Source organism: Nitrosomonas limosa (genome assembly GCF_054188085.1).
The window spans coordinates 2,934,208-2,959,012 of the sequence record NZ_CM135180.1 but is presented as its reverse complement, the minus strand read 5'-3'; the positions used below and the strand labels follow the sequence as shown (position 1 = coordinate 2,959,012).

23 protein-coding genes are annotated in these 24,805 nt (G+C 50.8%); 11 read left to right on the top strand and 12 right to left on the bottom strand.

Features of this window, described 5'->3' with window-relative positions; genetic code table 11:
* Positions 1-33: 33 nt before the first annotated feature.
* From hpf to ACV7NC_RS13775, 7 genes are all read left to right on the top strand, one after another.
* Positions 34-591 (top strand): ribosome hibernation-promoting factor, HPF/YfiA family, encoded by a 558-nt coding sequence (gene hpf, locus ACV7NC_RS13805; RefSeq protein WP_458153192.1) that lies wholly within the window; start codon positions 34-36, stop codon positions 589-591.
* A 171-nt stretch (positions 592-762) separates the two neighbouring features.
* Positions 763-1,347 carry an isochorismatase family protein gene (locus ACV7NC_RS13800; RefSeq protein WP_458153191.1) on the top strand — a complete coding sequence of 195 codons (585 nt, stop codon included), beginning with the start codon at positions 763-765 and terminating at the stop codon, positions 1,345-1,347.
* Entirely contained in the window at positions 1,344-2,711 is a 1,368-nt protein-coding gene (locus tag ACV7NC_RS13795; protein WP_458153189.1) for a nicotinate phosphoribosyltransferase, read from the top strand. Before ACV7NC_RS13800 ends, ACV7NC_RS13795 begins: the two co-directional genes overlap by 4 nt.
* 165 nt (positions 2,712-2,876) lie before the next feature.
* Positions 2,877-3,380, top strand: a complete 504-nt coding sequence (locus tag ACV7NC_RS13790) for a BCAM0308 family protein (protein ID WP_458153188.1) — start codon at positions 2,877-2,879, stop codon at positions 3,378-3,380.
* A 182-nt stretch (positions 3,381-3,562) separates the two neighbouring features.
* Complete coding sequence (locus ACV7NC_RS13785; protein ID WP_458153186.1) at positions 3,563-4,012, top strand: CBS domain-containing protein; 450 nt, start codon at positions 3,563-3,565, stop codon at positions 4,010-4,012.
* 138 nt (positions 4,013-4,150) lie between these two features.
* Entirely contained in the window at positions 4,151-6,526 is a 2,376-nt protein-coding gene (lon, locus tag ACV7NC_RS13780; protein WP_458153184.1) for an endopeptidase La, read from the top strand.
* Between the two features lie 186 nt (positions 6,527-6,712).
* A complete protein-coding gene (locus tag ACV7NC_RS13775; protein ID WP_458153183.1) occupies positions 6,713-7,015 on the top strand; it encodes a hypothetical protein in 303 nt (100 codons plus the stop codon).
* A 24-nt stretch (positions 7,016-7,039) separates the two neighbouring features.
* On the opposite strand, the gene ACV7NC_RS13770 is transcribed toward ACV7NC_RS13775, so the two are convergent.
* The 7 genes from ACV7NC_RS13770 to msrB all read right to left on the bottom strand — a co-directional run bounded on the left by ACV7NC_RS13770 (position 7,040) and on the right by msrB (position 13,012).
* On the bottom strand, positions 7,040-8,077 hold the full coding sequence (locus ACV7NC_RS13770) for an IS630 family transposase (RefSeq protein ID WP_458151853.1): 1,038 nt from the start codon (positions 8,075-8,077) through the stop codon (positions 7,040-7,042).
* 335 nt (positions 8,078-8,412) lie between these two features.
* Positions 8,413-9,027, bottom strand: coding sequence for a PEP-CTERM sorting domain-containing protein (locus ACV7NC_RS13765; RefSeq protein WP_458153182.1), 615 nt, complete (start codon positions 9,025-9,027; stop codon positions 8,413-8,415).
* 206 nt (positions 9,028-9,233) lie between these two features.
* The gene (locus ACV7NC_RS13760) at positions 9,234-9,695 is read right to left on the bottom strand and encodes a methyltransferase family protein (RefSeq protein WP_458153180.1); all 462 of its coding nucleotides are present in this window, start codon (positions 9,693-9,695) and stop codon (positions 9,234-9,236) included.
* Between the two features lie 8 nt (positions 9,696-9,703).
* The gene (locus tag ACV7NC_RS13755) at positions 9,704-10,102 is read right to left on the bottom strand and encodes a lysophosphatidic acid receptor (protein WP_458153178.1); all 399 of its coding nucleotides are present in this window, start codon (positions 10,100-10,102) and stop codon (positions 9,704-9,706) included.
* A 134-nt stretch (positions 10,103-10,236) separates the two neighbouring features.
* Positions 10,237-10,845 carry an FxDxF family PEP-CTERM protein gene (locus ACV7NC_RS13750; protein ID WP_458153177.1) on the bottom strand — a complete coding sequence of 203 codons (609 nt, stop codon included), beginning with the start codon at positions 10,843-10,845 and terminating at the stop codon, positions 10,237-10,239.
* Positions 10,846-11,110: 265 nt separating this feature from the next.
* Positions 11,111-12,532, bottom strand: coding sequence for a Na+/H+ antiporter NhaC (gene nhaC, locus ACV7NC_RS13745; protein ID WP_458153176.1), 1,422 nt, complete (start codon positions 12,530-12,532; stop codon positions 11,111-11,113).
* Positions 12,533-12,541: 9 nt separating this feature from the next.
* Positions 12,542-13,012 carry a peptide-methionine (R)-S-oxide reductase MsrB gene (msrB, locus tag ACV7NC_RS13740; protein ID WP_458153174.1) on the bottom strand — a complete coding sequence of 157 codons (471 nt, stop codon included), beginning with the start codon at positions 13,010-13,012 and terminating at the stop codon, positions 12,542-12,544.
* A gap of 44 nt (positions 13,013-13,056) precedes the next feature.
* Here msrB and ACV7NC_RS13735 point away from each other — a divergent pair, with 44 nt between their 5' ends.
* The 3 genes from ACV7NC_RS13735 to ACV7NC_RS13725 all read left to right on the top strand — a co-directional run bounded on the left by ACV7NC_RS13735 (position 13,057) and on the right by ACV7NC_RS13725 (position 16,756).
* On the top strand, positions 13,057-14,208 hold the full coding sequence (locus ACV7NC_RS13735; RefSeq protein ID WP_458153172.1) for a class I SAM-dependent RNA methyltransferase: 1,152 nt from the start codon (positions 13,057-13,059) through the stop codon (positions 14,206-14,208).
* A gap of 204 nt (positions 14,209-14,412) precedes the next feature.
* Entirely contained in the window at positions 14,413-15,129 is a 717-nt protein-coding gene (locus tag ACV7NC_RS13730) for a hypothetical protein (RefSeq protein WP_458153171.1), read from the top strand.
* Between the two features lie 139 nt (positions 15,130-15,268).
* Complete coding sequence (locus ACV7NC_RS13725) at positions 15,269-16,756, top strand: protein adenylyltransferase SelO (protein WP_458153169.1); 1,488 nt, start codon at positions 15,269-15,271, stop codon at positions 16,754-16,756.
* Between the two features lie 402 nt (positions 16,757-17,158).
* On the opposite strand, the gene csm5 is transcribed toward ACV7NC_RS13725, so the two are convergent.
* Genes csm5 through cas10 form a run of 5 tightly spaced genes read right to left on the bottom strand, consistent with a single transcriptional unit; the run spans position 17,159 to position 23,298 of the window.
* The gene (gene csm5 / locus ACV7NC_RS13720) at positions 17,159-18,331 is read right to left on the bottom strand and encodes a type III-A CRISPR-associated RAMP protein Csm5 (protein WP_458153167.1); all 1,173 of its coding nucleotides are present in this window, start codon (positions 18,329-18,331) and stop codon (positions 17,159-17,161) included.
* A gap of 7 nt (positions 18,332-18,338) precedes the next feature.
* On the bottom strand, positions 18,339-19,295 hold the full coding sequence (gene csm4, locus ACV7NC_RS13715; protein ID WP_458153165.1) for a type III-A CRISPR-associated RAMP protein Csm4: 957 nt from the start codon (positions 19,293-19,295) through the stop codon (positions 18,339-18,341).
* Between the two features lies 1 nt (position 19,296).
* A complete protein-coding gene (csm3, locus tag ACV7NC_RS13710) occupies positions 19,297-20,094 on the bottom strand; it encodes a type III-A CRISPR-associated RAMP protein Csm3 (protein ID WP_458153163.1) in 798 nt (265 codons plus the stop codon).
* 12 nt (positions 20,095-20,106) lie between these two features.
* Positions 20,107-20,742: a type III-A CRISPR-associated protein Csm2 gene (csm2, locus tag ACV7NC_RS13705; protein WP_458153161.1), complete on the bottom strand. Its 636-nt coding sequence runs from the start codon at positions 20,740-20,742 to the stop codon at positions 20,107-20,109.
* A gap of 3 nt (positions 20,743-20,745) precedes the next feature.
* Positions 20,746-23,298 (bottom strand): type III-A CRISPR-associated protein Cas10/Csm1, encoded by a 2,553-nt coding sequence (gene cas10 / locus ACV7NC_RS13700; RefSeq protein WP_458153160.1) that lies wholly within the window; start codon positions 23,296-23,298, stop codon positions 20,746-20,748.
* A gap of 496 nt (positions 23,299-23,794) precedes the next feature.
* Between cas10 and cas6 the strand changes: the two genes are divergently transcribed.
* Complete coding sequence (gene cas6, locus ACV7NC_RS13695; RefSeq protein WP_458153159.1) at positions 23,795-24,694, top strand: CRISPR system precrRNA processing endoribonuclease RAMP protein Cas6; 900 nt, start codon at positions 23,795-23,797, stop codon at positions 24,692-24,694.
* The last annotated feature ends 111 nt before the right edge of the window (positions 24,695-24,805 follow it).

Below are 24,805 nucleotides of genomic sequence, written 5' to 3'. Positions count from 1 at the left end.
TTCGCAATAACCTCGTTCATAAGGAGAAACATCATGGAAGTCACTTTGCAAATCACGACACGAGATATTCCGCATTCCGATGCCCTGGAAACACATATCCGTGAAAAAGCGGCAAAGCTGGAAAAATTCTATCCGCATATCATGAGCTGCCGGATTGTGGTCGAATTGCCGCATAAACATCATCATCAAGGCCGGTTGTTTGACGTGCACATCGACATGACAGTGCCCGGCGGAGAGCTGGTGGTTAATCGTGTCGCCAACGAAGATGTTTATGTCGCGGTACGCGATGCCTTCGATGCCGCGAAACGCCAATTGGAAGATTATGGACGAAAACAGCATGGTGCTACCAAAACCCATGCACCCGTGCTGCATGGCAAAATCACCCGTCTGGTCAGCAACGAAGGCTATGGCTTCATTGAAACCGCCGATGGACGCGAATTGTATTTTCATCGCGATAATCTGGCTGGCCATGATTTTGATCAGCTCACTACTGGCGAAGAAGTGCAATTTTTGCAAGACATCGGCAGCGAAGGTTATCAAGCCAAGCGCGTGAGTACCGGCAAGCATCATGTCCCCGGCAGCGAAACTTAACAGGCCGTTGAAAAACGTTTTCGAGGCAGCCGACGCAAGGCAAAAACAGGCGAAAAAGCGCAGTTTATGCCCAATAAATGAGCATTTAGAGCCTGTTTTTAACACCGCAGCGGCAACGCAGATAGTTTTTCAACGCCCTGTTAGTCGTGTCCTGCATCGCGGATGACTAGCATGGCTATTCAGCTTGTAGCGGGTGATGCGCTGATGATCGTCGATATGCAAAACGATTTTCTGGAAGGAGGCAGCCTGGAAGTTCCCGGCTCGAATGCCCTCATTCCGGTATTCAATCGCTATATCGTCCGTTTCCAGCAATCCCGCTTACCGGTTATCGCCACCCGCGACTGGCACCCGCCGGATCATTGCTCGTTTGTGCAGCAGGGCGGGCCGTGGCCGCCACATTGCATCGCCGGATCGGCTGGTGCGGCTTTTCATGCTGACCTGGCATTACCGGCTGATACGCATATCGTTTCCAAAGCAACTGAACGCGACACCGATGCCTATTCCGGCTTTTCCGGCACCGGCTTGCAGGATTTGCTGCAATCCTTGCAGATCCAGCGGATTTTTGTCGGTGGCGTTGCAACCGAATACTGCGTGCACGAGACTGTAAACGATGCGCTGCACCGGGGTTACGCCGTCACTGTGCTGCAAGATGCCATCCAGGCAATCAACCGCAGACCGAACGATGGAATAAAGGCCATTGACGACATGATCGCGCATGGCGCAACACTGACTCAGTTTCAGGAGCTTGCCGCATGAATCCGATATCCAGCCCGTTACTGGCGGATTTATACCAGTTCACCATGCTGCAAACCTATCTGGAACAAAACATGCAGCAAACCGCGGTGTTTGAATTGTTCGTAAGAAAACTGCCGCCTGGGCGTAATTTTCTGGTCGCCGCCGGCCTGGAGCAAGTGCTGGAATTTCTGGAGAACATGCGGTTCTCAGCAGAAGAATTGGATTGGCTGGCGACTCGCTTCCCGCCGCAGGTGATCGATTACCTCGAACACTTCCGTTTTGAAGGCGATGTGCATGCCATGCCGGAAGTCACGGTCTTTTTCCCGAACGAGCCGATTCTGCGCATCACCGCGCCAATGCCGCAAGCGCAATTAGTCGAATCGCGCATTATCAATCTGCTGCACTTTGAAACGCTGATTGCCTCAAAAGCGGCGCGATCGGTGCTGGTTGCGCCAGATAAATTGCTGGTCGATTTCGGCATGCGCCGCGCGCATGGCGCGGAAGCAGGATTGCTGGCTGCACGCGCCAGCTACCTCGCGGGTTTTTCCGGCACAGCTACGGTGCTGGCCGGCACGCTGTATGATATTCCAGTTTTCGGCACTATGGCGCATTCGTTCATCCAGGCTCACGGCGATGAAAGTTTGGCTTTCGAGCATTTCGCCCGCTCGCACCCGGACAATACGATTTTGTTGATCGACACCTACGATACCGAAGCCGCCGCGCATAAAGTGGTTGCTTTGGCCAACAAGCTGAAAGTGGATCATATCGACATCAAGGGTGTGCGGCTCGACAGCGGCGATTTGGCCGCGCACGCGAAAAATGTCCGGCAAATTCTCGATAACGGTGGCTTGCACGGCACCACGATTTTTGCCAGCGGCAATCTCGACGAATACAAACTGCAAACATTATTAGCCGCCCGCGCACCAATCGACGGTTTCGGCATCGGTACCGCATTGGATATTTCGATCGATGCGCCGTCGCTCGATTGCGCTTACAAATTGCAGGAATTTGCCGGGAAAGCCCGCCGCAAACGCTCCGAAGGCAAAGCTACCTGGCCGGGCAGAAAACAGGTTTATCGCCTGTTCACCGAAGACGGTTATCTCGGCGGCGATACTATCGCGCTGGAAGACAACGACCCGCAACCGGGTACACCGTTGATACGACCATTCATGCACGCCGGAAAACGGCTGCAACCGAAGCCATCGCTGCACGAATTACGCCAACATACGCTCAACAACTATCAAAGCCTGGCACCGGCGATAAGCAGCCTCGAAACAGCCAGTCCGTATCCGGTGGCAATTTCGGAAGCATTAAAAGCATTGGCTGATCAATTGGATAGAGAACAGCGCTTGCACGATTCAATATTTGTTCCCCCCGAATATTGATTTATCTATTTTCAACGCAATATCGCTTCATGTGTAGGCTTGACAAAATTATCAAACGGAGCAAGATGAAAGATATGTAAGCAGACGAAAAAATAGTTGTCACTCTCAAACAAGAAATATAATTTTATTATCATAATGAGTTAGTTATATAAGAGGAGAATAATCATGGGCACCCAAAGCATCCACCCTAATTTTCGTCAAATTACCCGTCACGATGCTGTTTTTAAAGAGCGCGTGCACGATGCTTACAAAATCAAAGAAAAACTACCGGAACCGACCGTTTGCCCGCAATGTGGCGCAGTGTTTCATAACGGCCGTTGGCAATGGACGGCGGCAGCCGCTAATGCTCACCAGCATAATTGTCCGGCTTGCCAGCGTACTATCGATCATTATCCGGCTGGTTTTGTGACCCTGGAGGGTGAGTTTTTCCACAGCCATCGCGATGAGATCCTGCACCTCGTGCAAAATTTCGAGAAAAAGGAAAAAGCCGAGCACCCATTGCAGCGCATTATTGCAACTGAAAAGCAGAATGGCTCGTTTTTGATTACGACCACCGATATCCACTTGGCGCGCGGGATCGGCGAGGCAATTCATAGCGCTTATCAAGGCGAGCTGGATTTTCACTATAACCAGGATGAGAATTTACTGCGCGTGCATTGGTCGCGCTAACAAATCGTTGAAAAACCAACTTCGTTGCCGCTACGGTGTTAAAAACAAGCTCAAAACACTCATTTATTTTGCATAAATTGTACTGCCTGTTTTTGCCTTGTATCGGTTGCCTCAAAAACGTTTTTCAACAGCCAGCTAAACTGTCCATCAAATAAACTGCGCTATGAAATAAGGAGAATATTATGACCGTCGGCGAAATTTGCAACCGTGAAGTAATCGTCATTCAACGCGATGAGCCCGTTGTGGAAGCGGCCAAACTGATGCGCCAATATCATGTCGGCGCTCTCATCGTAATCGATAAACCCAACGGCTCCGCGATCCCGGTCGGCATCGTGACGGATCGCGACTTGGTGGTGGAAGTGCTGGCCACCGAATTGGACGAAAAAGTCATTACCGTCGGCGATATTATGGCGCCAGAGCTGTTTACCGTGAAAGACAGCACCGCCACGCATGATGCCATCGATTTTATGCGCCGCAAAACCATCCGCCGGTTGCCAATCGTCGACAATGCCGGTGAACTGGTCGGAATTCTGACGCTGGATGATGTCTTGGAGATCTTGTCGGAAGAAATGCTTGATCTCGCAAAACTGGTACGGTACGAACAGAAGAAAGAAACCCGGCACCGTCCGTAAGCGATTATCCTCGCACCCCGCCGGTTAAATGCAATAACCGGCGGTTATTTCAACTGATGCTTCAAGAGATGCTCTCTTGAATTTCCAGCGAAGCGCTCAATATTAAAGTCAATTAATGATTTTCTTGAGATGCGTATTATGGAACAGTCAATCGCCACACCGTTTGAATTACCCGCCGATGTCATCGCGCTCGTGCCGATGCGCAATGTCGTGTTATTTCCCCATGTGTTAATGCCGATCACCGTTGGCCGGGAACGGTCGATTGCGACGATTCAGCATGCCCTGCAAGCAAAAGCTCCGATCGGTATCGTGCTGCAAAAAGACGCAGCGGCTGACGAACCGGGGCTGGATGCGCTGTGTTCCATCGGCACCATTGCTAACGTGGTGCGGCACATCGCCTCCGAAGACGGAACACACCATGCCGTTTGCTTGGGCGTTGAGCGTTTCCAGATCGAAGAATTGGTTGAAGGCTATCCGTTTATTGCCGCACGCGTCAAACGCATCCACGAAACCGCTACGATCACCACGCAAGTAGAAGCACTGGCGCTGCAATTGCGCGAGCGCGCGATCGAAATTTTATCGTTGCTGCCTGGGGTGCCCGCCGAATTGGCGCACGCCTTGCAAGCGACCCGGGCGCCATCCGATCTGGCCGATATCACTGCCAGCCTGCTGGACACCGAAATCAGCGAAAAACAAAAATTGCTGGAAACGATCGATACCGAAGCGCGGCTGCAAAAAGTCTTGCAAATTATCACGCGGCGCATCGAAGTACTAAGGCTTTCGCAAGAAATCGGCGAACGTACCAAAGAACAGATGGAAGACCGCGAACGTAAGTTCTTACTGCGCGAACAATTGAAAGCCATTCAGAAAGAACTTGGTGAAGACGGCGAGAACGATCAGGAAATTGCAAAATTGCACGACGCCATCGCCGCTGCCGGTATGCCCAGTGACATCGAGGAACAAACCCGTAAAGAATTGCAGCGGCTGCAACGGATGCCCGCCGCATCGAGTGAATATTCGATGCTGCATACCTATCTTGAGTGGATGACGGAGTTACCGTGGCAATTGCCGGAAGAAAAACCAATCGACCTCCATGCCGCACGCGAAATTCTGGAAGCAGACCATTTCGGGCTGGAACGTATCAAGCAACGCATTGTTGAATTTCTCGCAGTGCAAAAGCTGAAACCGCAAGGGCGGGCGCCGATTCTTTGTTTTGTGGGGCCGCCGGGCGTCGGTAAGACTTCGCTCGGTCAAAGCATTGCACGTGCGTTGCAACGCCCGTTCGTTCGCGTGTCATTAGGCGGCGTGCATGACGAAGCGGAAATGCGCGGCCACCGCCGCACCTACGTCGGCGCGATGCCGGGCAATATTGTGCAAGGGTTGCGCAAGGCCGGTTCGCGCAATTGCGTGATGATGCTCGACGAAATCGACAAAATGACCGCCAGCGCGCATGGCGATCCGTCCGCCGCGCTGCTGGAGATTCTTGATCCGGAGCAAAATTCGACATTCCGGGACAATTATCTGGGCGTGCCGTTCGACTTAAGCCGGGTGATTTTCATCGCCACCGCCAATGTCATCGACAATGTTCCGCCACCAGTGCGCGATCGTATGGAAATCATCGATTTACCGGGGTATACGCAAGAAGAAAAATTACAGATCGCGCAACGTTATCTGGTGCAACGCCAAAGCGAAGCCAACGGCTTGCAAACCGATCAATGCGTGCTGACACCGGAGGCTTTGCAAAGCATTGTTGCCAATTACACGCGCGAAGCCGGCGTGCGCCAATTCGAACGGGAAATCGGCCGGGTCATGCGGCACGCCGCGTTGCGCATTGCGCAAGGAGAGCTCCAGCAGGTGCAGATTGACTCCGCAAATTTGGGCGGCATCCTGGGGCCGGAAAAATTTGAGCACGAGCTGGCGCTGTTGACCGACATGCCCGGTGTTGCCACCGGTTTGGCTTGGACACCGGTCGGCGGCGACATTCTGTTCATTGAAGCCACGCGCGTGAATGGCAGCGGCCGCCTGATCCTGACCGGGCAACTCGGCGATGTCATGAAAGAAAGCGCGCAAGCGGCGCTCACACTGGTAAAAGCGCGTGCCAGCGATTTGAATATTCCGGTATCGGCGTTTGACGGTATCGACGTACATTTACACGTCCCAGCCGGGGCCATTCCGAAAGACGGTCCAAGCGCGGGCGTAGCCATGTTCATCGCCTTAGCGTCATTGTTTACCAACCGGGCGGTGCGCCACGATGCCGCCATGACCGGCGAGATCAGTCTGCGTGGCTTCGTATTGCCGGTCGGCGGCATCAAGGAAAAAATACTGGCGGCGCAACGCGCCGGAATCCAGCGAGTACTGCTGCCCGCACGAAACCGCAAGGATTTGCAGGACGTACCTGTCACAACACGCGCAGCGATGCAATTCATTTTTCTGGAAACCGCCGATGATGCTGTCCGGGCGGCGTTAAACCCAATCAACAACTATGCCGCTGCGACAGATCTGATTCTTGTTTAACGGGTCGTTGAAAAACTCTCTGCGTTGCCGCTGCGGTGTTCGAAGCCGTAGCGACAATTTGCCACATTGTAGTTTGTTCGCTCATCGGTTACATTGAACAACAGTTATAGTTTCAAAAATCTTGAAATATTGTTGTCATCTGCTATTGCTATCCTTGATTTAGCGTTTGATGAGAGGAGGAATACCATGCAATATCCTGAAACACCGATCCAAGCTAATTCCATTTATCAACCCAAGCGGCCTGAAAGTAATCCACCGATTTATGAAGCGGGTCAATTAAGACGTGCAAAAATGCACGCGGCGCGAATGATCGAAGTTTTGGACGACAAGAAAGTTCTAACGCCTTCCCTGTATCAATTGCTGGAAACCAGTATTATTCTGGAAACTACCGATTCAAAAGTTCTGGCCGGATGGTTAAAGCGGACACCTGCCGCAATCCGCTCAGATTTGCAGAAAATATGCGTTTCACTCGCAAATTATTCATATTGATCCGGTCAGATTAAGTTTGAAGTTTCAAGCGGCATATTTGACCCTCGGATCTTGAAAGAAGCTTTTGACCCGTTCGGGTGATTGTTCAAGTTTAACCATGTGTTCGGTGGCAGCGAGTTTGAGTTTGGCCTTGGTGCGCACCGGCACTTTCGTCCCGATGGCATGCTTGAGGTCGGCATTGAGGCGTTCCTCCGGATTCAGTTCCGGGCTATAGCTGGGCAGGTAGAACAGCTCGATTTTGTCTTGTCGTTCAGCGACCCATGCCTTGACCTGTTTGCTGTGATGAACCCGCAGATTGTCGAGAATCAAGAATACCTTCTTCCCGGCATCCTTGATCAGCGCTTCGAGGAATTCGATCAGCCTGTCGGCGTTGAAGGCCTCGTCGATGATCATCCAGCGTGTTTTGCCCTGATTCGTCACTGCGGCAATCATCGATAGCTTCTGTCGCGCACCACCAGTCGCGTAGGTGACTGGCGTCTTGCCTGCCGGAGCATAGCAACGACCGCGCACATCGGTATTGACCAAGGCAGTTTCATCGCCCCAGTGAATCTCGCCGCCTTCCGCCTTGGCGCGCTTCTCAATTTCCGGGTATTGCTCGTTGAGCCAGGCTTGTACGGCTTCAGGCCGCTGCTCATAGGCCTTCTTGATCGGCTTCTGGGGAGTGAAACCCCAACGTGACAGATAGTTGCCTACGCCGCGCACCGACAGCTTGATGCTGTACTCCCTCTCTATCAGTTGCATGACCGCCGCCCGATTCCACAGCGCAAATTCCATCTTCAGTTGCTCCGGGCGCTTGTCACAAATGATCTTGCGGATGGCTTGTTCCTGTTCCTCTGTCAGTGCCCGCCCTTGACCAGCACGCTTGCCTCGCATCCCTGGCTTCAGGGCGGAAAATCCGCCTTCTTCATACCGATCTATCGCAAACCGAACTGTCGGATACGAAAGCCCACTGAGCTCAACAATTTGCATCACGCCGTAGCCCTTGCGATGCAACCGCACCACTTGCTTGCGCCGTTCATGCAGTTGCTCCAGCGTCGAATATCTTGCGTCGTCTTTTTCCATTTCAACAAGATGGGGGGCGATTCATAAATTTCAAGTATTATTGTGCCGAGTCAATAAGCCAGCGGGACATGCTTTCGAAGATATCGATGCAAGGCCAACACGAATCAATTAACAGCGCTTACTTAAGGAAGCGCTGATTAATTCGACGAACGTGATGAAGTGCAAGGCGCACGGAACGCAGTAACCGAGGCATATCAGTCAGATAGACGAGGGAGCGAGTACCGTGCAACGATGCAATTCGCTCGTGCAATCAATTAATCAGTGCTTCCCAAATGAAAAATCCCCGGACTGGCGCACCAATCAGGGGATTTAAAAGAAAAATTCAACCGTTTGTTTTATCTGACTTTTTGTTTACGCAGCGAAAAACCGATCAAACCGACACCCACTAACAGCATGGCGTATTTCTCCGGCTCCGGTACTGCGCTGACGCCGATCACGAAGTCATCCCAGTCGCCCAGTTTCTTTGTACCAGCGCTATCGTTGTACCCCAGCACGTAGTCGTATACCACCGAACCGACCAGCATGTTGGTTCCAATCAATCCGATCGAGGTATTTTTATCCCAATCGCCACCGTTGACGGCAAATTTTCCAACGTTGCCTTCAAATTCGAAACTCAGCGGTCCGGTCGCGCTCACTACAGAACTGACCGATGTTCCGACCGGATCGGATTCCAGCAACTGATGACCGCCCAACAAATCATAAAACTTATTGTTGAATCCCGATTCTTGGCCCAGATAGGTATAAGTCACCGTCTGTGCGCCGGGTCCGGTGAAATCGAGATGCCCCAGGCTGACCAAAGAACCGACCGGCAGCGTTGCGAATCCCGAAACGTCAAACGCTTCAGTACGCTTTGCCGTATCCGTCTCCACAAACACCAATGCGGCATTGGCGGCGCTTGCGCCAACCAGCAATCCCGCAGCGGCGATCGTGGTGTAGCAAATTTTCTTCATGCTTAATCTCCGAAAAAGTTTCTCGAAAAAAGTCATTCAAATAACGAGCGACTTTTACCCTTTGCTGTAAGAAACCAGCACGACTATTTCGAACGATCGGCCACGGAGGTTTAGATAATTTTTGTCCTACCTGCGGTTAACTGTTTGAACAAAGGATTATTTTGATGGATGATGGCATCATGCCTGATGCGGCATGTCCGTCGCTTTTATAGCCAACGGCGCACAGTCTTCAAATAGTTGGCGTAATCCTCGCCGAATTTCGATAGCAGCACGTTTTCTTCCGGGATGATCTGAAACCGGTTCAAGTACCACACGAACAACGGCAGCAACAGCAGCGGCAAGCCATTCTCCAAATACACATTCCATGCCGCCAGCAGCAACAGAAAACCGGCGTACATCGGATTGCGGCTGACCCGGTAAACACCGTGCGTGACCAGCGAAGACGATTGTTCCGGCGTGAACGGATTGGCGGTTGTCCGCACTGCGATAAACGTTGCTATTCCGCACGCGATCAATCCAAATCCTGCCAGCCATAACGCCAATGCAATCCATTCCTTGCCCGGAATTGCCACTGCCGCCCAGGGCGCAAATTCCGCGGCAACCCACATCAATCCGGCAAAAATCAGCACCAACATAGCCGGAGGAATTTTCAATTCAAGACGATGCATGGTGTTCCTCAAGCGGAAGCGTTATCCTGCGAAACGCCAGTTTGAGCGCCTCGCGACCATTTACCCCAGAAATAACCGGCCGCTATCCCGAGCAACCAGCTCAGAACAACCAGCACCGGCAGCAAATGCGATCCGCTGGTATCGCGGAATTGCATCATCAGCAACCCAAGCGGCAAAGCGCCGATCACCAGTAGCACTTCCGGCAGGATCGCACCATGACTCCAGCGCGAAAGCCCGTAGGACACCGCAGTGAAAAACAGCAACGCCAGAACCATTTGAACAGCCCAGGAGATGCCGCTCCACAATAATCCGAAACCAAGAAACGACAATAAAAAACCGCCGCCAAGAGCGGAAATCCATATCAATAGATTTCTCCATGTATTGCGTTGATCGAGTCTATTTTGCATCGTTAGCACCATTGAATGTTTACTTAGATTTGAGCTTCTGAATCAAACTTATTGCAGCTTCCATTGAAGCCATCACAAAAAGTAAAAAAAACGGGAGCCCATGCTCCCGTTTTGGATGAAAGAACCAATGTTTATTATACAGCTGATTCTTTTCTGCGGCGTGCAGCAAAACCCAACAATCCTAAACCTGCCAGCAACATAGCATAGGTTTCAGGTTCCGGAACCGGCGCATATACCAGATTATCCCAATACACCGCACCTGCGAAGGAACCTACTTCGTTCCATTGAACATAGGCAATTGGAGTTAAACTCGATACCGTCAAGGTACCACCGGGACCGCCGCCAGGTATGAAGATGCTATCGCTGTCCAATAATGTTCCGACGGAGTCGTACGCATATAAGGAAGGCTCGTCCTCATCGGATGGACTATAATCGGAAACGTCGATACTAACGCTACTTGCGCCTCCAGCAAAAGTGGCTTGGAAAGAACCTGAGCCAGGATTCGTAAAATAGCTTATGAGAGAATGACCACTCACTGGCAGATCCGGAGTATCGCTGCTTACGTTAAAAGTACCGTCACCTGCAAGGAATGTGATGTTTACGGAACCAAAGGTTAGTAATGAGTAGGTACCCGTAGGGGTGCTATCAAAGTCGATCGTAGTAGCTGCGGATGCCGAGCTTGCAAAGCCACAAGCTGCCAGTGCCGCAAGTGAAAGTTTCAATTGACGGGTGAATTTATTCATTTTTAATATCCTGTAACAATTAAGGAATGTAACTGTGGTTAGCACCGATTCTCAATTCGTGTATTGAAAAGTCTATGTATAACCGCTGCCAGTATATAACAATAGTCTCATTATGGAAATGAATTATTGCGGCATAGATAAATGTATAATAGCTCTATAATCAATAACTTATTTACCATTTATTCTCTATCTGCGACCTGGCTATTTTTAGTTCTTTGCGGCCAAGTGTCATTCAATCGCACAACTGGAATAAGCATTAATAATTTTAGAGCTTAGGCCGCATCCGCAACAACCCTACCCCCAGAACCGCCATCGTAACGGAAACGAACGGATTCAGCACATTCAACAAGGCATACAGCGCGTAATCGAGTGTCGGCACGCCCAAGGTCGCGGCGTAGAAAGTCCCGGCGGTAGTCCACGGGATCAAACCGGTAGTCAGAGTCGAGCCTTCCTCGACCGAGCGCGATAGCACCGCCGGATCGAGGTCTTTTTCCCGGTAGGCATCCTTGAACAATTGGCAATTCAGGATGATGGAGATATACGCTTCCCCCATCGCCAGGTTACCGGCCAGGCCCGATGCAATGGTCGCGGCGATCAAAGTGCTGCTGCGGTGGATCGCTGCGATCATTTTTAGCAGCAGCACCCGCAGAAACCCGGCGTGGTGCAAAATGCCGCCAAGCGCCAACGCCATGATCGACAGTAGCAAGGTCCAAGCCATGCTGTACAAGCCGCCGCGCCCGAGCAATTCGTCGATGCTGGCGATGCCGGTCTGACCGGGTGAATTCAGCCACAGCGCATTGAGCGCGTCGACGCCGTCCTTGCCCTGATAGCCGATGGCAATCGCCAATGCCAGCAGGATGCTGCATGACATGCTGACCTCGGCGGCGTAGCGTTTGATGCTCAGGCCAAACATCAACACCAGCGGCAACAGCGTGATCCACCCATCCAGCCGGTAAGACCCCGCCAAAGCGTTTCGGATTTCGGTCAAATGCTCGTTGGGCAAGCGGTTCTCGCCATATTGCAGGCCCCACACGGTAAAAATAATCAGCACGATGACGAACGTCGGCAGCGTGGTATACAGCATCGAACCAATATGCCGGTACAGATTCGTGCCCGCGCTCATTGCCGCGAGGTTGGTGGTATCCGATATCGGCGATAACTTGTCGCCGAACGTCGCGCCGGATACGATCATCCCCGCCACCAGCGGCAGCGGAATCCCCATCGCATCGCCGATACCGATCAACACCACGCCGATGGTGCCGGTGGTGCCCCAGGACGTACCGGTCGCGACCGACATCAGACTGCATAACACAAATCCAGTCGCTAAGAACATGCCGGGAGTAAGCCAATCCAGGCCGAGATACAACAAGGTCGCGATGGTGCCGCTGTGCATGAAGCTGGCGATCACCATGCCGATCAGCATGAAAATATAAATCGCCGGCAACGCTTTGGTAATGCCTTCGTCCATCATGCCGCGAATGGCGATGAACGAATAACCAAGACCTCGCGCGTGCAATCCGGCCCAAATCAATGCCAGAAAAATCAATGCGTGCAAACTGGCGTGAAATGCAAACAAACCAAAGGCGATCAACAACAACACGCCGCCGAAACAAAGCGCCGCTTGCCAAAAGGATGGCAGCGGCTGTGTTACCGGTAATTCATCTAACATGGGTTGCTCATCGGTCATTGCCATCGCCTAGCTTTGCGTACCGCTTTCAAACAAAACCAGCCATTCGCCGTAACCCGCCGCTTGCATATCCTGCTTGGCGATGAATTTCAGCGACGCGGAATTGATACAATAGCGCAAGCCGGTCGGCGCCGGGCCGTCGTTGAATACATGACCCAAATGGCTGTCGGCGTAACGGCTGCGCACCTCGGTGCGCGGCATCCACAGCTCGTAATCGGTTTTGAATTGCATATACTGTTCGCTGATCGGCCGGTAAAAACTCGGCCAGCCAGTGCCGGAATCGAATTTATGCACCGACGCAAACAGCGGTTCGCCCGATACAATGTCGACATAGATGCCTTCGGCGTGGTGATCCCAGTATTCGTTCTGGAAAGGCGGCTCGGTACCGGCATGTTGCGTAACTTCGTACTGTAGCGGCGTCAATGCTTGTTCCAGAGACTCGGGGTCTTTTTTAAAATGCTCGAAGGGGTTGTTGCTCATTGTATTGTTTCCATAACAGATAAGGGCGTCTCTAAAAATTAATCATGAAATTTACCGGTACCATTTCTCATTTGTCGCAAAAAGGCCTGGGAGTCGTCAAAAACACCCAGAACAACTTGTCGTATTTCGTCTACGGCGCCTGGCCGGGCGATCACGGCGAATTCGAAGTGATCGACAAACCGCTCAACAATAAAAAATTCGCCTACGCCAAACTCGTCCGGCTGCTGCAACCGTCCGATCAGCGGCAAACACCGCCCTGCCGTTATGTCACGGCGGAAGATCATGCCTGCACCGGTTGCCCGTGGATGATTGCCGATTATACAAGCCAGCTCGAACAAAAACGCAACCGCGTGGTTTATGCGATGCGGCGCGTCGGTTTCGATACCGCGCAACTGGCGATCAGTCACGTCCATCCATCCCCGCAACAATTGGGCTACCGCAACCGCTGCCAAATCAAAACCGACGGCGTGCAGCTTGGCTTCGTCTCCGAGGACTCGCATCAAATCGCACCGATCGAGGATTGCCTGGTGCTCAACGATACCTGCCGCGCATTGCTGAAATCGGTGCAACAACAATTGCCGAATCCCGAGTGGCAAGATGGCTTAACGCAACCGTGGCATTTTATCGATCTGGACGACGGCTTGCAGCCGCAGGAAATCGCGATCGACCGCAAGCGCCCTTTCAAACAAGGCAATACCGCGCAAAGCGAATGGATGCAAAATTGGCTTAAAGAAAAACTTGCCGCCCGCCCGCTTGCGGCCAAGGCGGTAGAATTGTTCTGCGGTTCCGGCAATTTCACGTCGATCATTGCCGCGTCGAACTGCACCGAAGTGCTGGCATATGAAGCCGATGCCAACGCGATCGAGCAACTAAAAGCCAGGCATCTTCCCAAAGTGAAACCGCGAATCGCCGATCTGTACGATCCGCGCATCTGGAAGCAACTGCAACCGCAAGCCGGCAACGCGCAAATCCTGGTGCTCGACCCGCCACGCGCCGGACTAAAAAAACATCAGGGATTCTTCGAGTGTTTTAAAGCATTGCAAGCGATTTACTACATCTCCTGCAATCCCGAAACCTTCGCGCGCGACGCCTGGTTCTTTTGCCAGCACGGCTGGACCATCGACGATATCCAGCTCGCCGATCTGTTTCCGCATACCGCGCATGTTGAAACGCTGGCTGTGTTTAGCAAACGATAATCCGGACTATTGACTCATCACTCACCAGGAGCCAAATTATGAAATTGACTCGATAGATGATGTATCTGCATCAATCGTCTTATTCAATTTTTTAATGGATACTTAAATAGTTGATTATAATTAATCATTACCAACATTATCCAGCACCACACACAAGATGATTGGACAGAATGTCTTGTATATTACGCTGTGCGCATAGAACCCATGACTGATGATCAGCTTATTACCGAAATTGAAGCTCAACGCAGCCTGATGGTTGCGGTAGCCACTGGTGGGCCGAAGATCCAAGATGTGAACGATCAGTACAGAGAGCGTCGTAATCTCATTGCTCAGGAACTTAGACACCGCAATCTTCCCGACCCCAATCCCCATGGTGACCTATGGGCGTGGTATGGGCGCTGGAGTGCTGGCGACCTTGGCAGTTGGGCGTCACGGCGTGCCCACCTGTCTGAAATGTATCAACCACTCATTGACCAGATTCGGGCCAACACTTCTGGAACACGCCTCTTTGAAGAACCAACAGGATGGTCTCGTGTTGATCGAGGTGTGGAAGAAATTCGAAGGCGTCTAGAGCAATCCAAGGTCGAAGAGCATTTTCAGGCAGTCGGCCTGCTTTGCCGAGAAGTTCTCATATCAGTCGCTCAGGTAGTTTATGAACCACAGCGCCATCCAACCGATGATGGGACACAACCTTCGGAAACAGACGCAAAACGAATGCTTGACGCTTACTTAGCAACTGAATTGTCTGGTCACCCGAACGAAGGTGTGCGACGACACGCCAAGGCGGCTTTGTCACTCGCTAATGATCTACAGCACCACCGTACCGCTACATACCGACAAGCTGCTCTTTGCGCAGAAGCAACCACGTCCGTTGTAAATCTCGTTGCAATCATTTCGGGTCGCCGTGATCGGAATGCATAAGCACAGCAGCACAGTAGGTTGAATTACGAAAGAAAGCCCAACATTTACCGGTCTACCCAAACCTATCGGTTTTGCGCATGTCCCATAGTAAATCCCCTACAATACGTTCGTTTACAAGCTTCCCTAAAAAAATCACAACATGACATTGAAACCCGATCGGCAATACACCCCCGCTAACGTGGGCTGGCGCTTCGACAATAGCTACGCGCGGCTGCCCGATTATTTTTACGCGCAATTGTGCCCGGTGCCGGTGCGTGCGCCGCAGGCTGTGCTGTTGAATCATGCCCTGGCGGAATCGTTGGGACTGGATTTGAACGCATTGTCCGCCGAGGAAGCGGCGGCTTTGTTTGCCGGTAACGCCCTGCCCGACGGCGCGCAGCCGATCGCGCAAGCCTACGCCGGGCATCAATTCGGCCATTTCACCATGCTCGGCGACGGCCGCGCGATTTTGCTCGGCGAGCATCTGACACCGGACGGCAGACGTGTCGACATTCAACTCAAAGGTTCCGGACAGACGCCGTTTTCCCGCCGCGGCGATGGCCGCGCTGCGCTGGCGCCGATGCTGCGCGAATACATTATCAGTGAGGCGATGCATGCGCTCGGCATTCCGTCGACGCGCAGCCTGGCAGTCGTGACCACCGGCGAACAGGTACGGCGCGAAACGATGCTGCCCGGCGCGATACTGACGCGCGTCGCCGCCAGTCACCTCCGCGTCGGCACATTCGAGTACGCAGCCGGACACGGCGGCAAAGAAACGGTGCAGATTCTGGCGGATTACACCATTCAGCGTCATTACCCGGAATTGCAGGCCAGCGAGAACCCCTATTTCGCGCTGTTAAACCGCGTCATCGAGCGACAAGCGGCGTTGGTCGCGCAATGGCTGCTGGCGGGTTTCATTCACGGCGTGATGAACACCGATAACACCAGCATCAGCGGCGAAACCATCGACTACGGCCCGTGCGCTTTCATGGATGCGTACAATCCGGATACCGTGTTCAGCTCGATCGACCAGAACGGCCGTTACCGCTATCGTCACCAACCGATGATGATGCAATGGAACCTCGCACGCTTTGCCGAGACGCTATTGCCGCTGTTCGATCCGTCGCAGGAACAAGCCGTGGCAATGGCGGAAGAAAGCCTCCACGCATTTCCGGGGATTTACCATACGCATTGGATCGGCGGCATGCGCAAGAAATTGGGATTATTCACAGAAGAGGAAGGCGACAGCGAGCTGACTGCCGGTCTGCTCGACTGGATGACTCAACACCAAACCGATTACACCAACACCTTCCGCGCGCTGACCGAACCGGCATTGCCGCAAGATGCAATGTTCCGCGAAAGCAGTTTCATGGAATGGCATAGCCGCTGGCAGCAACGGCTGACGCGTCAACCGCAACCGGCATCCGAATCATTGCAATTGATGCAGGCGAACAATCCAGCCATCATTCCGCGTAACCACCGTGTCGAGGAAGCACTGGCAGCCGCTGTGGAACAGGGTGATTACACTGTCTTACAGCGCCTGCTCAACGCGCTCGTGCAACCGTATGAAGACAAACCGGAACACTTCGACTACCGCACCCCGCCCGCGCCGTCGGAACGGGTTTATCAAACGTTTTGCGGAACATGAACTGATTAATGCAATGTGAATAATGAAAAATTGGCGGCAATTAGAATCATCGCCGATCTTTTCTTTTGAAAAAAGAATCGATCGTTTCGCCATTTCCAGATAATGTGGTTCTAATAAATTGGACAATTTGATCTGAGCAACTACAATTCATGTGCAACCCTGTTCATAGATTATTTTAGCTTGCTTGGCCGATTTACCGCTAGGCTGTTCCCACCAATCCTCCGTTTGCCATCGTGCTTTTATATCCGCCAATGCAGCTTGTTTCTCTTCCCCATCCGGCAAAGCTTGCCAAGCTTCCGCTAGCGCTTTGCCGCGTAACGCCTCTTTTTCTGAGCTATGATTTTGCTGAGCAATTTGTATTAGTTTCTGATTTACCCAGGTGGATTGGGCATTAGTAGCCTGTTACAAGGTTTGCTGTTTTTCTAATTTGTCGACTATAAGATCATAAGGCACTAAACGTATCCAACCCATAGGTAGTTTTGGCTCGCCCGAAACCACCAAACGACGGGTTTTGGGGAAAGGCTTGCCAGTACGGCCGAGATTGAATAGTTCCCTGAAGGTTTTTACCTGTTCATCGGATGCCCAATCGCCGGTCATGCCACGCCAACCGCTACCCCAGGACATTTGCAGGAAAGCCGATTGCTGGTCCGCTTTCATCATATTCAAAATACGCTGACATTCATGTTCTGGAGCTGGTTTACCTTGTTGCTTGTAAAACTGGATTTCTCGCTGTAAACGGTATTCGGCGTGTCGATTAAGGCGTTGCCTCAAATCGTCAAAATCCTTTGGCGCGATTGCAGAAACCGTTCCGTTTTGTTGCCATGTGCTGATATTGCTCAGCAAAAAACTGTCCCATTGCAAGGCCAACAAACCCAATGCCCCCGGTTGCAATACTTCGGCATGAATGCCGTCGGCTTGCTGCCAGTCATTGAAACTTTTTCTCTGACTCATGCTACGCCAACGAGCTTCGTTCAACCATCGAATGTCGGCTAGGCGTAATTCTGAATTGGCGAATAATGTATCTTTGACTTTGAAGGAACGGAAAATATCTTGTTTGGCGTCTTTTCCTATTAGAGATTTGATCAAATCCGATGAAGCAAATGTTCTTGACTTAGATGGCTTTCCGTTTATTTCAGCGTAAGGCAATAGTCCAGTAATCCGTTTTGAAATAACCTCATTTTCGGTTGCACTACGCAACCACTCAGCAATCAAAGCCGTGCGAATCGCGCCCTTAATCGCTGATCCAGGCAAGTATGGCCGATTCATGGCATCCTTGAGTTGCTCGCGGAATTTCTCCGGCACTTTTGCCGGGCTGCCAATCCAGTCCAGGCGATAACCAAAATCCAGCCCTGCGACATTGACCCAATCGCTCAATCGATTACCCGCCAACAATTGCGCGTCCAATGCCAGATTGCCGGAGGCTATAGCCTGAAAGACAGCCTGTTGATCAACGACAAAAACCTTATTGTTGCGTTCGATATAATTGAGTTCTTTATATAATTCAGCGCCGGAACCGGATTGAGTCGGCGTGATGATTTCAAGTCCCAATTTGACCGTGTGATTGATACCTTTCATGAACACCTCATCCCGCTTTCACAAAAAAACCGCGCCCGTCTCGAAAGATTTTATGCGGCAATTGATCAACCGAAACATCAATCATTCGTCCCGTCAATGGCTGGTTAAATACGCTGCCTTCGGCAAACATGCGCACACGTTGTTTACGTTTGCCAATACCGCCAATCCAACCGCCGCGCGACACCAGCTTGTAGGCTGCGCCATCCAGCCAACCAGTTTGGCAATCGCCGGGAGCAGGATTGACCAACGATAGCGCTACGGCTTGGCCCTGTCCGGCCAGTTGCAATTCCGGCATCTGTCCTTCGCTCGGGGCAAAGCAGCCATTACCGCTGGTACGATCCGCGCCGATGCCACTATCGCCCAATACTCTTAGCACGGTTTCAAATTGTTGCCGACTCGCTTCATCTTCGAATACCGCCAGAAAGTACAAACCACCATCTGGAACGAACCAAATGCGACTGAAATTGAAGATTTGGTTTTCGGCGGCTTGATTGTTAATGCGGTTAATCGACAAGCGCGGACGTTCTTCTTCCAGCCAAAGTTTCTCCGGCAGCGCGTTCGATTGGCTAACCAGAACGCTCTGGCAGATGCCTTTTTCCAGGTCGATAATATTTGCCCAATTCGGGTCGGCCAACGATGCCAGCCAAAGTTTCGTATCCAACCACTGAATTTTTTTTAGTTTTTTGGTTTGCTTCAGTTTATCCGCAGGCAAGCGAATAGCCTGACTGCTGAGTACGCGCGGTAAGAAGTAACAATCCTGATAGTACGGAAACGCGGAACTGAGGCGAAATGAGGGTACTTGCGCCTGTTGGTTTATTTGCTCCGGCCAAATCAACGCCCAAGTCGCCAAAATCGCAGAGCTTAGTGTGTCAGAATGAATGAAACTGCCGCTTTCTTCGTAAAAAGCATTGCCGCGACTATCGACGTGAAATGGAGCAGTAAACTTAAGCCGATAGCAATGCATATCAAGCTCCGGCAACAGTAGCGGCGTTTGATCGCAAATTGGCGAACAGCACAACCAGATGATCGCTAACATCGCTTGCCGCATGGCCTTCTTGCTGATAGTGCTGCATGGTGCGCTCTTGCAAGGTTTCGATGCGGAATTCAACTGCACCATAACCCCGTGAACCGTGACCTCCAAGACTGTCGTGCTGCGTCAGTTCCAAGCCTTCCCGGATCAGGTTTAAGAACTGCTTTTCGTCATCACCTTCCAGAAGGGTTAACACCAGTTCAAAGTTAAACTCCGCTCCGGCAGGCACGCGTTCGAATTGGCGTGGATTGGCCGCTGAGGTGATACGGTCGATATTGACTTCGGTTTTGACTTCAGTCATCGGCATATCGGTATTGGGCGCGTTTTCCAATTGTTTTTTGCTTTCCTTGGTTAAATGCGCATCCCGAACCATCAAGCGGGTCGGTTGGCCATTGTTTTTGTCGGCGGACACACCGAAGAGTTTGCCGAGTAACGTTTCCGGATTGATACCCGCCGCAGCTTCCAATTTGCCGTTTTTCAAACTGAATCCGCCTTCCCTGAGATTATGCTTTTCATCGCCTCTGGCTCTTTCCAGCAACGACCGCATTTTTCCGCGCAATGAAGAACCGGGAATATAAGGTTCATTGTTTAATGGATTCCTCACAACGACTTTATCCGCGCCACCAATGGCCATGCCGATGGAGTTGCCGCCGATATGTAAACCGGTTAAAGCAGTAATTTTGCCTTTGATGAAAATTTTGCTTTTCAGTTTTGGATTGGTTTGTTCGCTCATGATCATGTCCTTTTATTTACCGCCGTATGCTTTGTGATATGCCAAAATAGCCTCAAAGAATTGGGAAAAACGCATAAAATCCCCAACTGTTTCAACAGATTTAATAGCAGACGTTAAAATGTCACTGAGTTGAATTAATCCGCCTCCCTCTCGCTTAGCGGCATAGGCTAACCTCGGAATCAATAACTGCATTTTTCTTAAATTTAACGCGTCTATCGGAGTTTCAAGCGGCAAATTTGCAATGCGCATTTCTAAACTTTTTATTTGCCCATAAGCATTTCTTAGTTGAGAACTGGAAACTGCCGTTATGGCACAATAACCTCCAAGTCTTTCTCCGAAGCAAACCAGCCATCTAGCGCCTTCATCTTGTTTGATAATGCATTTCAGTATCTTGTCATCAGGGTTACTTATTGATTTAGAGAATTTTTTACATTCATCTTTTAGATTATTGAGATTTTGACCTGGCTGACTTCTGATGTTTTTTATTATTTCAGGGAAATTTCTAAAGCAAATGTCAGCACGATGAAATGCATTTTCGATTTTTCGTTTTTCATCACCTTTTTTATTAAGTTCCTCGTAAACTGGCTGGAAGTTTCGAAACTCAAAATTCAAATCGTTTTTTGGGTTTTCTGATAAAAACAAAGTCATCGTTTATTTCTCCTTTCGGGCTAAAAATTCCGCCCAACGCACCGGCAGTTGCAGCCATTCCATGACTGATTGCTTGTTTGCCGGAATTTTTGGGGTGATTAGTTGCTGCAGTAAATTTTCGAGCTGGGATTCAACTCCCGGGTAACGTTTCCGCATTCGTTTGAGGTTGTATACCAGCCGCCAGCGCCATTTGTCCCAATAAATCATTTCTTGGAATTTACCTGATTTTTCCCTCGCTTTGATTTCTTCGACGACAATCACGACTTGCCGCAAACGGTCGATGATGGCATGGCTGTTGGTTTTATCGACAATATCCAGTAAGGTGTCGCGCAATCGGATTGCTTCGGCAAAGCTTTCCCAGCCAATGACTGTTTCCAAAAAGCATAGCCCATCTTTCTCTTTATCTCCACGCCGTAATCCTTTTGCTTTTTCTTCAGCTTCGCCCGCCAAATCGGCAGCACGTGAAATGGGATATCGGCCCCCGACGGTAGCAATGCCGCCGGACACTGTAAAGCACGGGTTATTCCCGCAGTAGCGACTAAACTCGCTGCGGATTCTTTGAGCGACTTCCGGTAACTCGTTCCAACTGCCAATGATAAATACGTCGTCCCCACCGGCATAAATAATTTGACTTTGCGAGTAATCGTCGAGAACTCTATGCAAGTACCCGGCAAAGAACAGGTGTAATTGTCTGGACACCGTAGCAACGCGAGATAACGAACCCATACTGACATGTTTGCCATCGGAGTCCTTTTTGCCGAAATTCAAGCCGCGAATGAATATTTCACCAAGGTTATCCACGTCCATACGCAATACACCCATACGACTAATACCCTGGGCGTTATCCGCAAAATCCTTGAAGTCGCGGCTCCCATTGTCTTTATCACCCTGCCACTTGCCGACATAGCGAATACCCTGTGAATAGCCTTGCGGGTTGGGTTTTAAACCCGCCCACTCATTGAGCGCTTCCAAGTGTGATTCCGATAAATCGATCAATTCGCTAAAGTCCGGTTCACTTTCCAAAAAATACAAATCGCAATCCGTTCCCGCCATCGACATTTTGAAATGTTTATTTTTGAGTATGTTCTGTAAAGTTTTCCGGTCTTCTTTCCATACCCAGAACAAATAACGTGCATCAGCCAATACTTGCCCCAGTCGTTCCAAGTTGTGGCACTGCTTACAGTTCTGATCGGAGTTAATGCCGGCATCAAGATCATCACGTCCGCAAATCTTACATGCACCGCTTTCATGTTGCGTTTGTTGGGTGAAATATTCAATCCCCTGGCTTACTTGGGTCTTGAAAGGTTGTAAGCGCTGCTTTTGCAAATCTTCGTTCACCTGTTGCCAGCGCTTGCCCATATTACCTTCCTTGAAGTCATCGCCATAGATGTCAGCAAAACCCACACCTAAAAAAACCTCACCCTGAAATTCTTCAAGCAAAGCTTGATTGACAGAGTCGGCAATATGTTTGACTTGATCTTTCAGGTGCACAGGAATCAGCAAGTAAAATTTGCCGCCGGAGGAATAAATTCTGGCAGTTGAATAAAGCCCCAGATCGCGAATAATTTGCTCGGCAACGGCATCGCACAGCAATTGAATGAAAAACGAACGGCCTCGTAAGCCTTTGGCTGCACCTTTGCTGGTAACTTTGTAAATAAATTTTTGAATACCTGAGAAGTCACCGCAAACTAGCTGCCACTTGACAGTTGCTTGGTCGTTAAACTCGCTGGGTTGATCAACTTTCTCATGATGTAAATACAAACCTTCGCCAATTGCCGCAGTAATCCGAAGATGGTCAAAAAGAGAAATATCCGGGTGCTGTATGTTGGTTGCCGCCGGTATTTGGCTTAAATAACGCTCCATGATGCTCAGCAAGCTGCGGGAAACGGATTTGAGGATTTTCTCCTTGGCGGTATTGTCTTGAAATTGCTGCAATCCATCCAATTCGGACAGAAAACGCTTTGCCACTGCTTGGTAGTCTGAAACCAAACTATTTGGACTTAGCCATGCAACACTTTGCTTTTCCATACCAAAAGTGGCAGCCTGTTTAGGAAAAATATGTTCTTCCGATAATTCCAAAAAATTAAGCGGCAAAAAATGTTCGTTTTGCCTTGCAGTTTCACCAATCTGAATTCGTCCAAGAAGTGATTCAAGCCGGGTTTTCTTATGAATGTCTTGCTCATAAAAACTGCCTTGCTCGCGTTCAGCGCTTGCAAAATGATCGGCTGCCTGGACAATTTTTTCCGAATAACCTGCCTGTCTCTCCGGTGGCGCATGATGATAGGCCGCGAGGTTAATCCAGCTTTGATCAGTTATTACAGTCTTCTGATGCTCTTCAGGTTGGATTTGCGGTATCTTTTCAGCAAGCAACTCGCAAAAAGCCATCGTATGTAATACATGAAGATGACTGTAAGAGGCTTTTTCAGTGTTTTTGGGGCAATGGCTCTGCTGCTTATCCTCATTATTACGATGTTGATCCAGCGTTTCCGCTCGTTCGAAAAGCTTGCCAATGTCGTGCAATAAGCAACCTAAAACAATATGATCGTGTTTTTTCATGCCATATTTCCGGTTCAATGAATAAGGTGAATCCAAGGATGAATAGAACGATACCAGATTTATGCCTTATAGAAGACGGGGTAAGGTCAAAAAATATTACCAATCTGTAATCAACAACTTTGCCGCAATCAATCCAGAAACCATTTATCAACTTCATGGCAGGGCAGCACAAGTGAAAACACCAATGGATTGTTCCCAAGAACGAGATTTCACCGTTACTACACAACAAGGGATCGCGATATAGCGAAACAATTAAACAACCGCCCCAGAAATCAATTTAGATTCCGGACATCTTCCCAGGTATTCTTCAACGCGAGTGTTACACTTGTAACCATGTACCATGTAATTACCGATAAAATTCAATGAAGAAAAAATTGATTAATTATCTGCACAAGCGATTCTTGATCCTGGTTGCCGCACAACAATTCGCCTGTTTTATAAAGAATCGACTGGCTCACACGACTGCCCCAAGCCGCGGAAATCGGGGGCTTTCACGATGATTCTGCTCGAACTGCAAGTGACGCTGCAAAAAAATCAGCACCAACCGGCCGTGGCGGCATCGCCGTTTCTCGGCGGCGTTCTGCACGGCGTTCTGGAACGCTTGGTGCGGCTGCATGCGCCCGTTCTCGGCGGCGATCTGGGCATTACACCGGGCAGCGGATTTAAACATTATGCCATCTTGCCGCCGCCATATGGCTGGCGCGCGTCGGACAGTTCCACAAGCATTGTCATGGCGTGCGGCATCGTCCTGTACGGCCCGGCCCGGCAACATGCGCAGGCAGTGGCCAAGCTGCTTGGCCACTGGCACACGATCGATCTCAACGGCCGCAAGGATCGCGTTGAACGCTGCCGGATCCGCTACCATGCACCAGGCACTCCTGTTTCGCCTTGGCAGGACCCGGCGACAAACATTCCTGACCCGCAGCCGGATTTTACCCATACCCCGCATGGCACCGACGGCATTACGCTGAATTTTTTTACGCCGCTCACGCTCGGCGATTTGCACAAGACAGCACAAGGACAATGGATGCCACCCAAGCTGCTGCGGATCGTCCGCTCATTAACCCGGCGCATCGGCAGAGTAGAACCGGATTTGGCCGCTGCGCTGAACATCGGTTCGATGCCCTGGATCGAAGCGGAAGAACAAATCCGGCGTCAACCGGTCGTTTCGCACCGGTTGACGGCGGTGCAATGGCAATACGGTTCCAGCACCAAACAAAATCCCTTCCACTGTAGAGGATTGGTTGGGCAGATAACCTATGCCAGACCAATGCCACCGGCAATCGCCGCGCTGCTGCACTGGGGTGCATGGTTCGGCGCCGGTGAAAGTCCCGCGCTCGGCCAAGGCCTGTACCATACCGGCACGCCATTGATCGATTGCGCCGCAACCGGATGAAACAGCGCCGCGCTTGTATTCATGAGGCTTTCCGGCTAATATTGCATAACTTTCCGGCAAATTGGATGGGAACAACGAGAGACCGCCGTTTTTCGCTCTGGAACCCGCGCC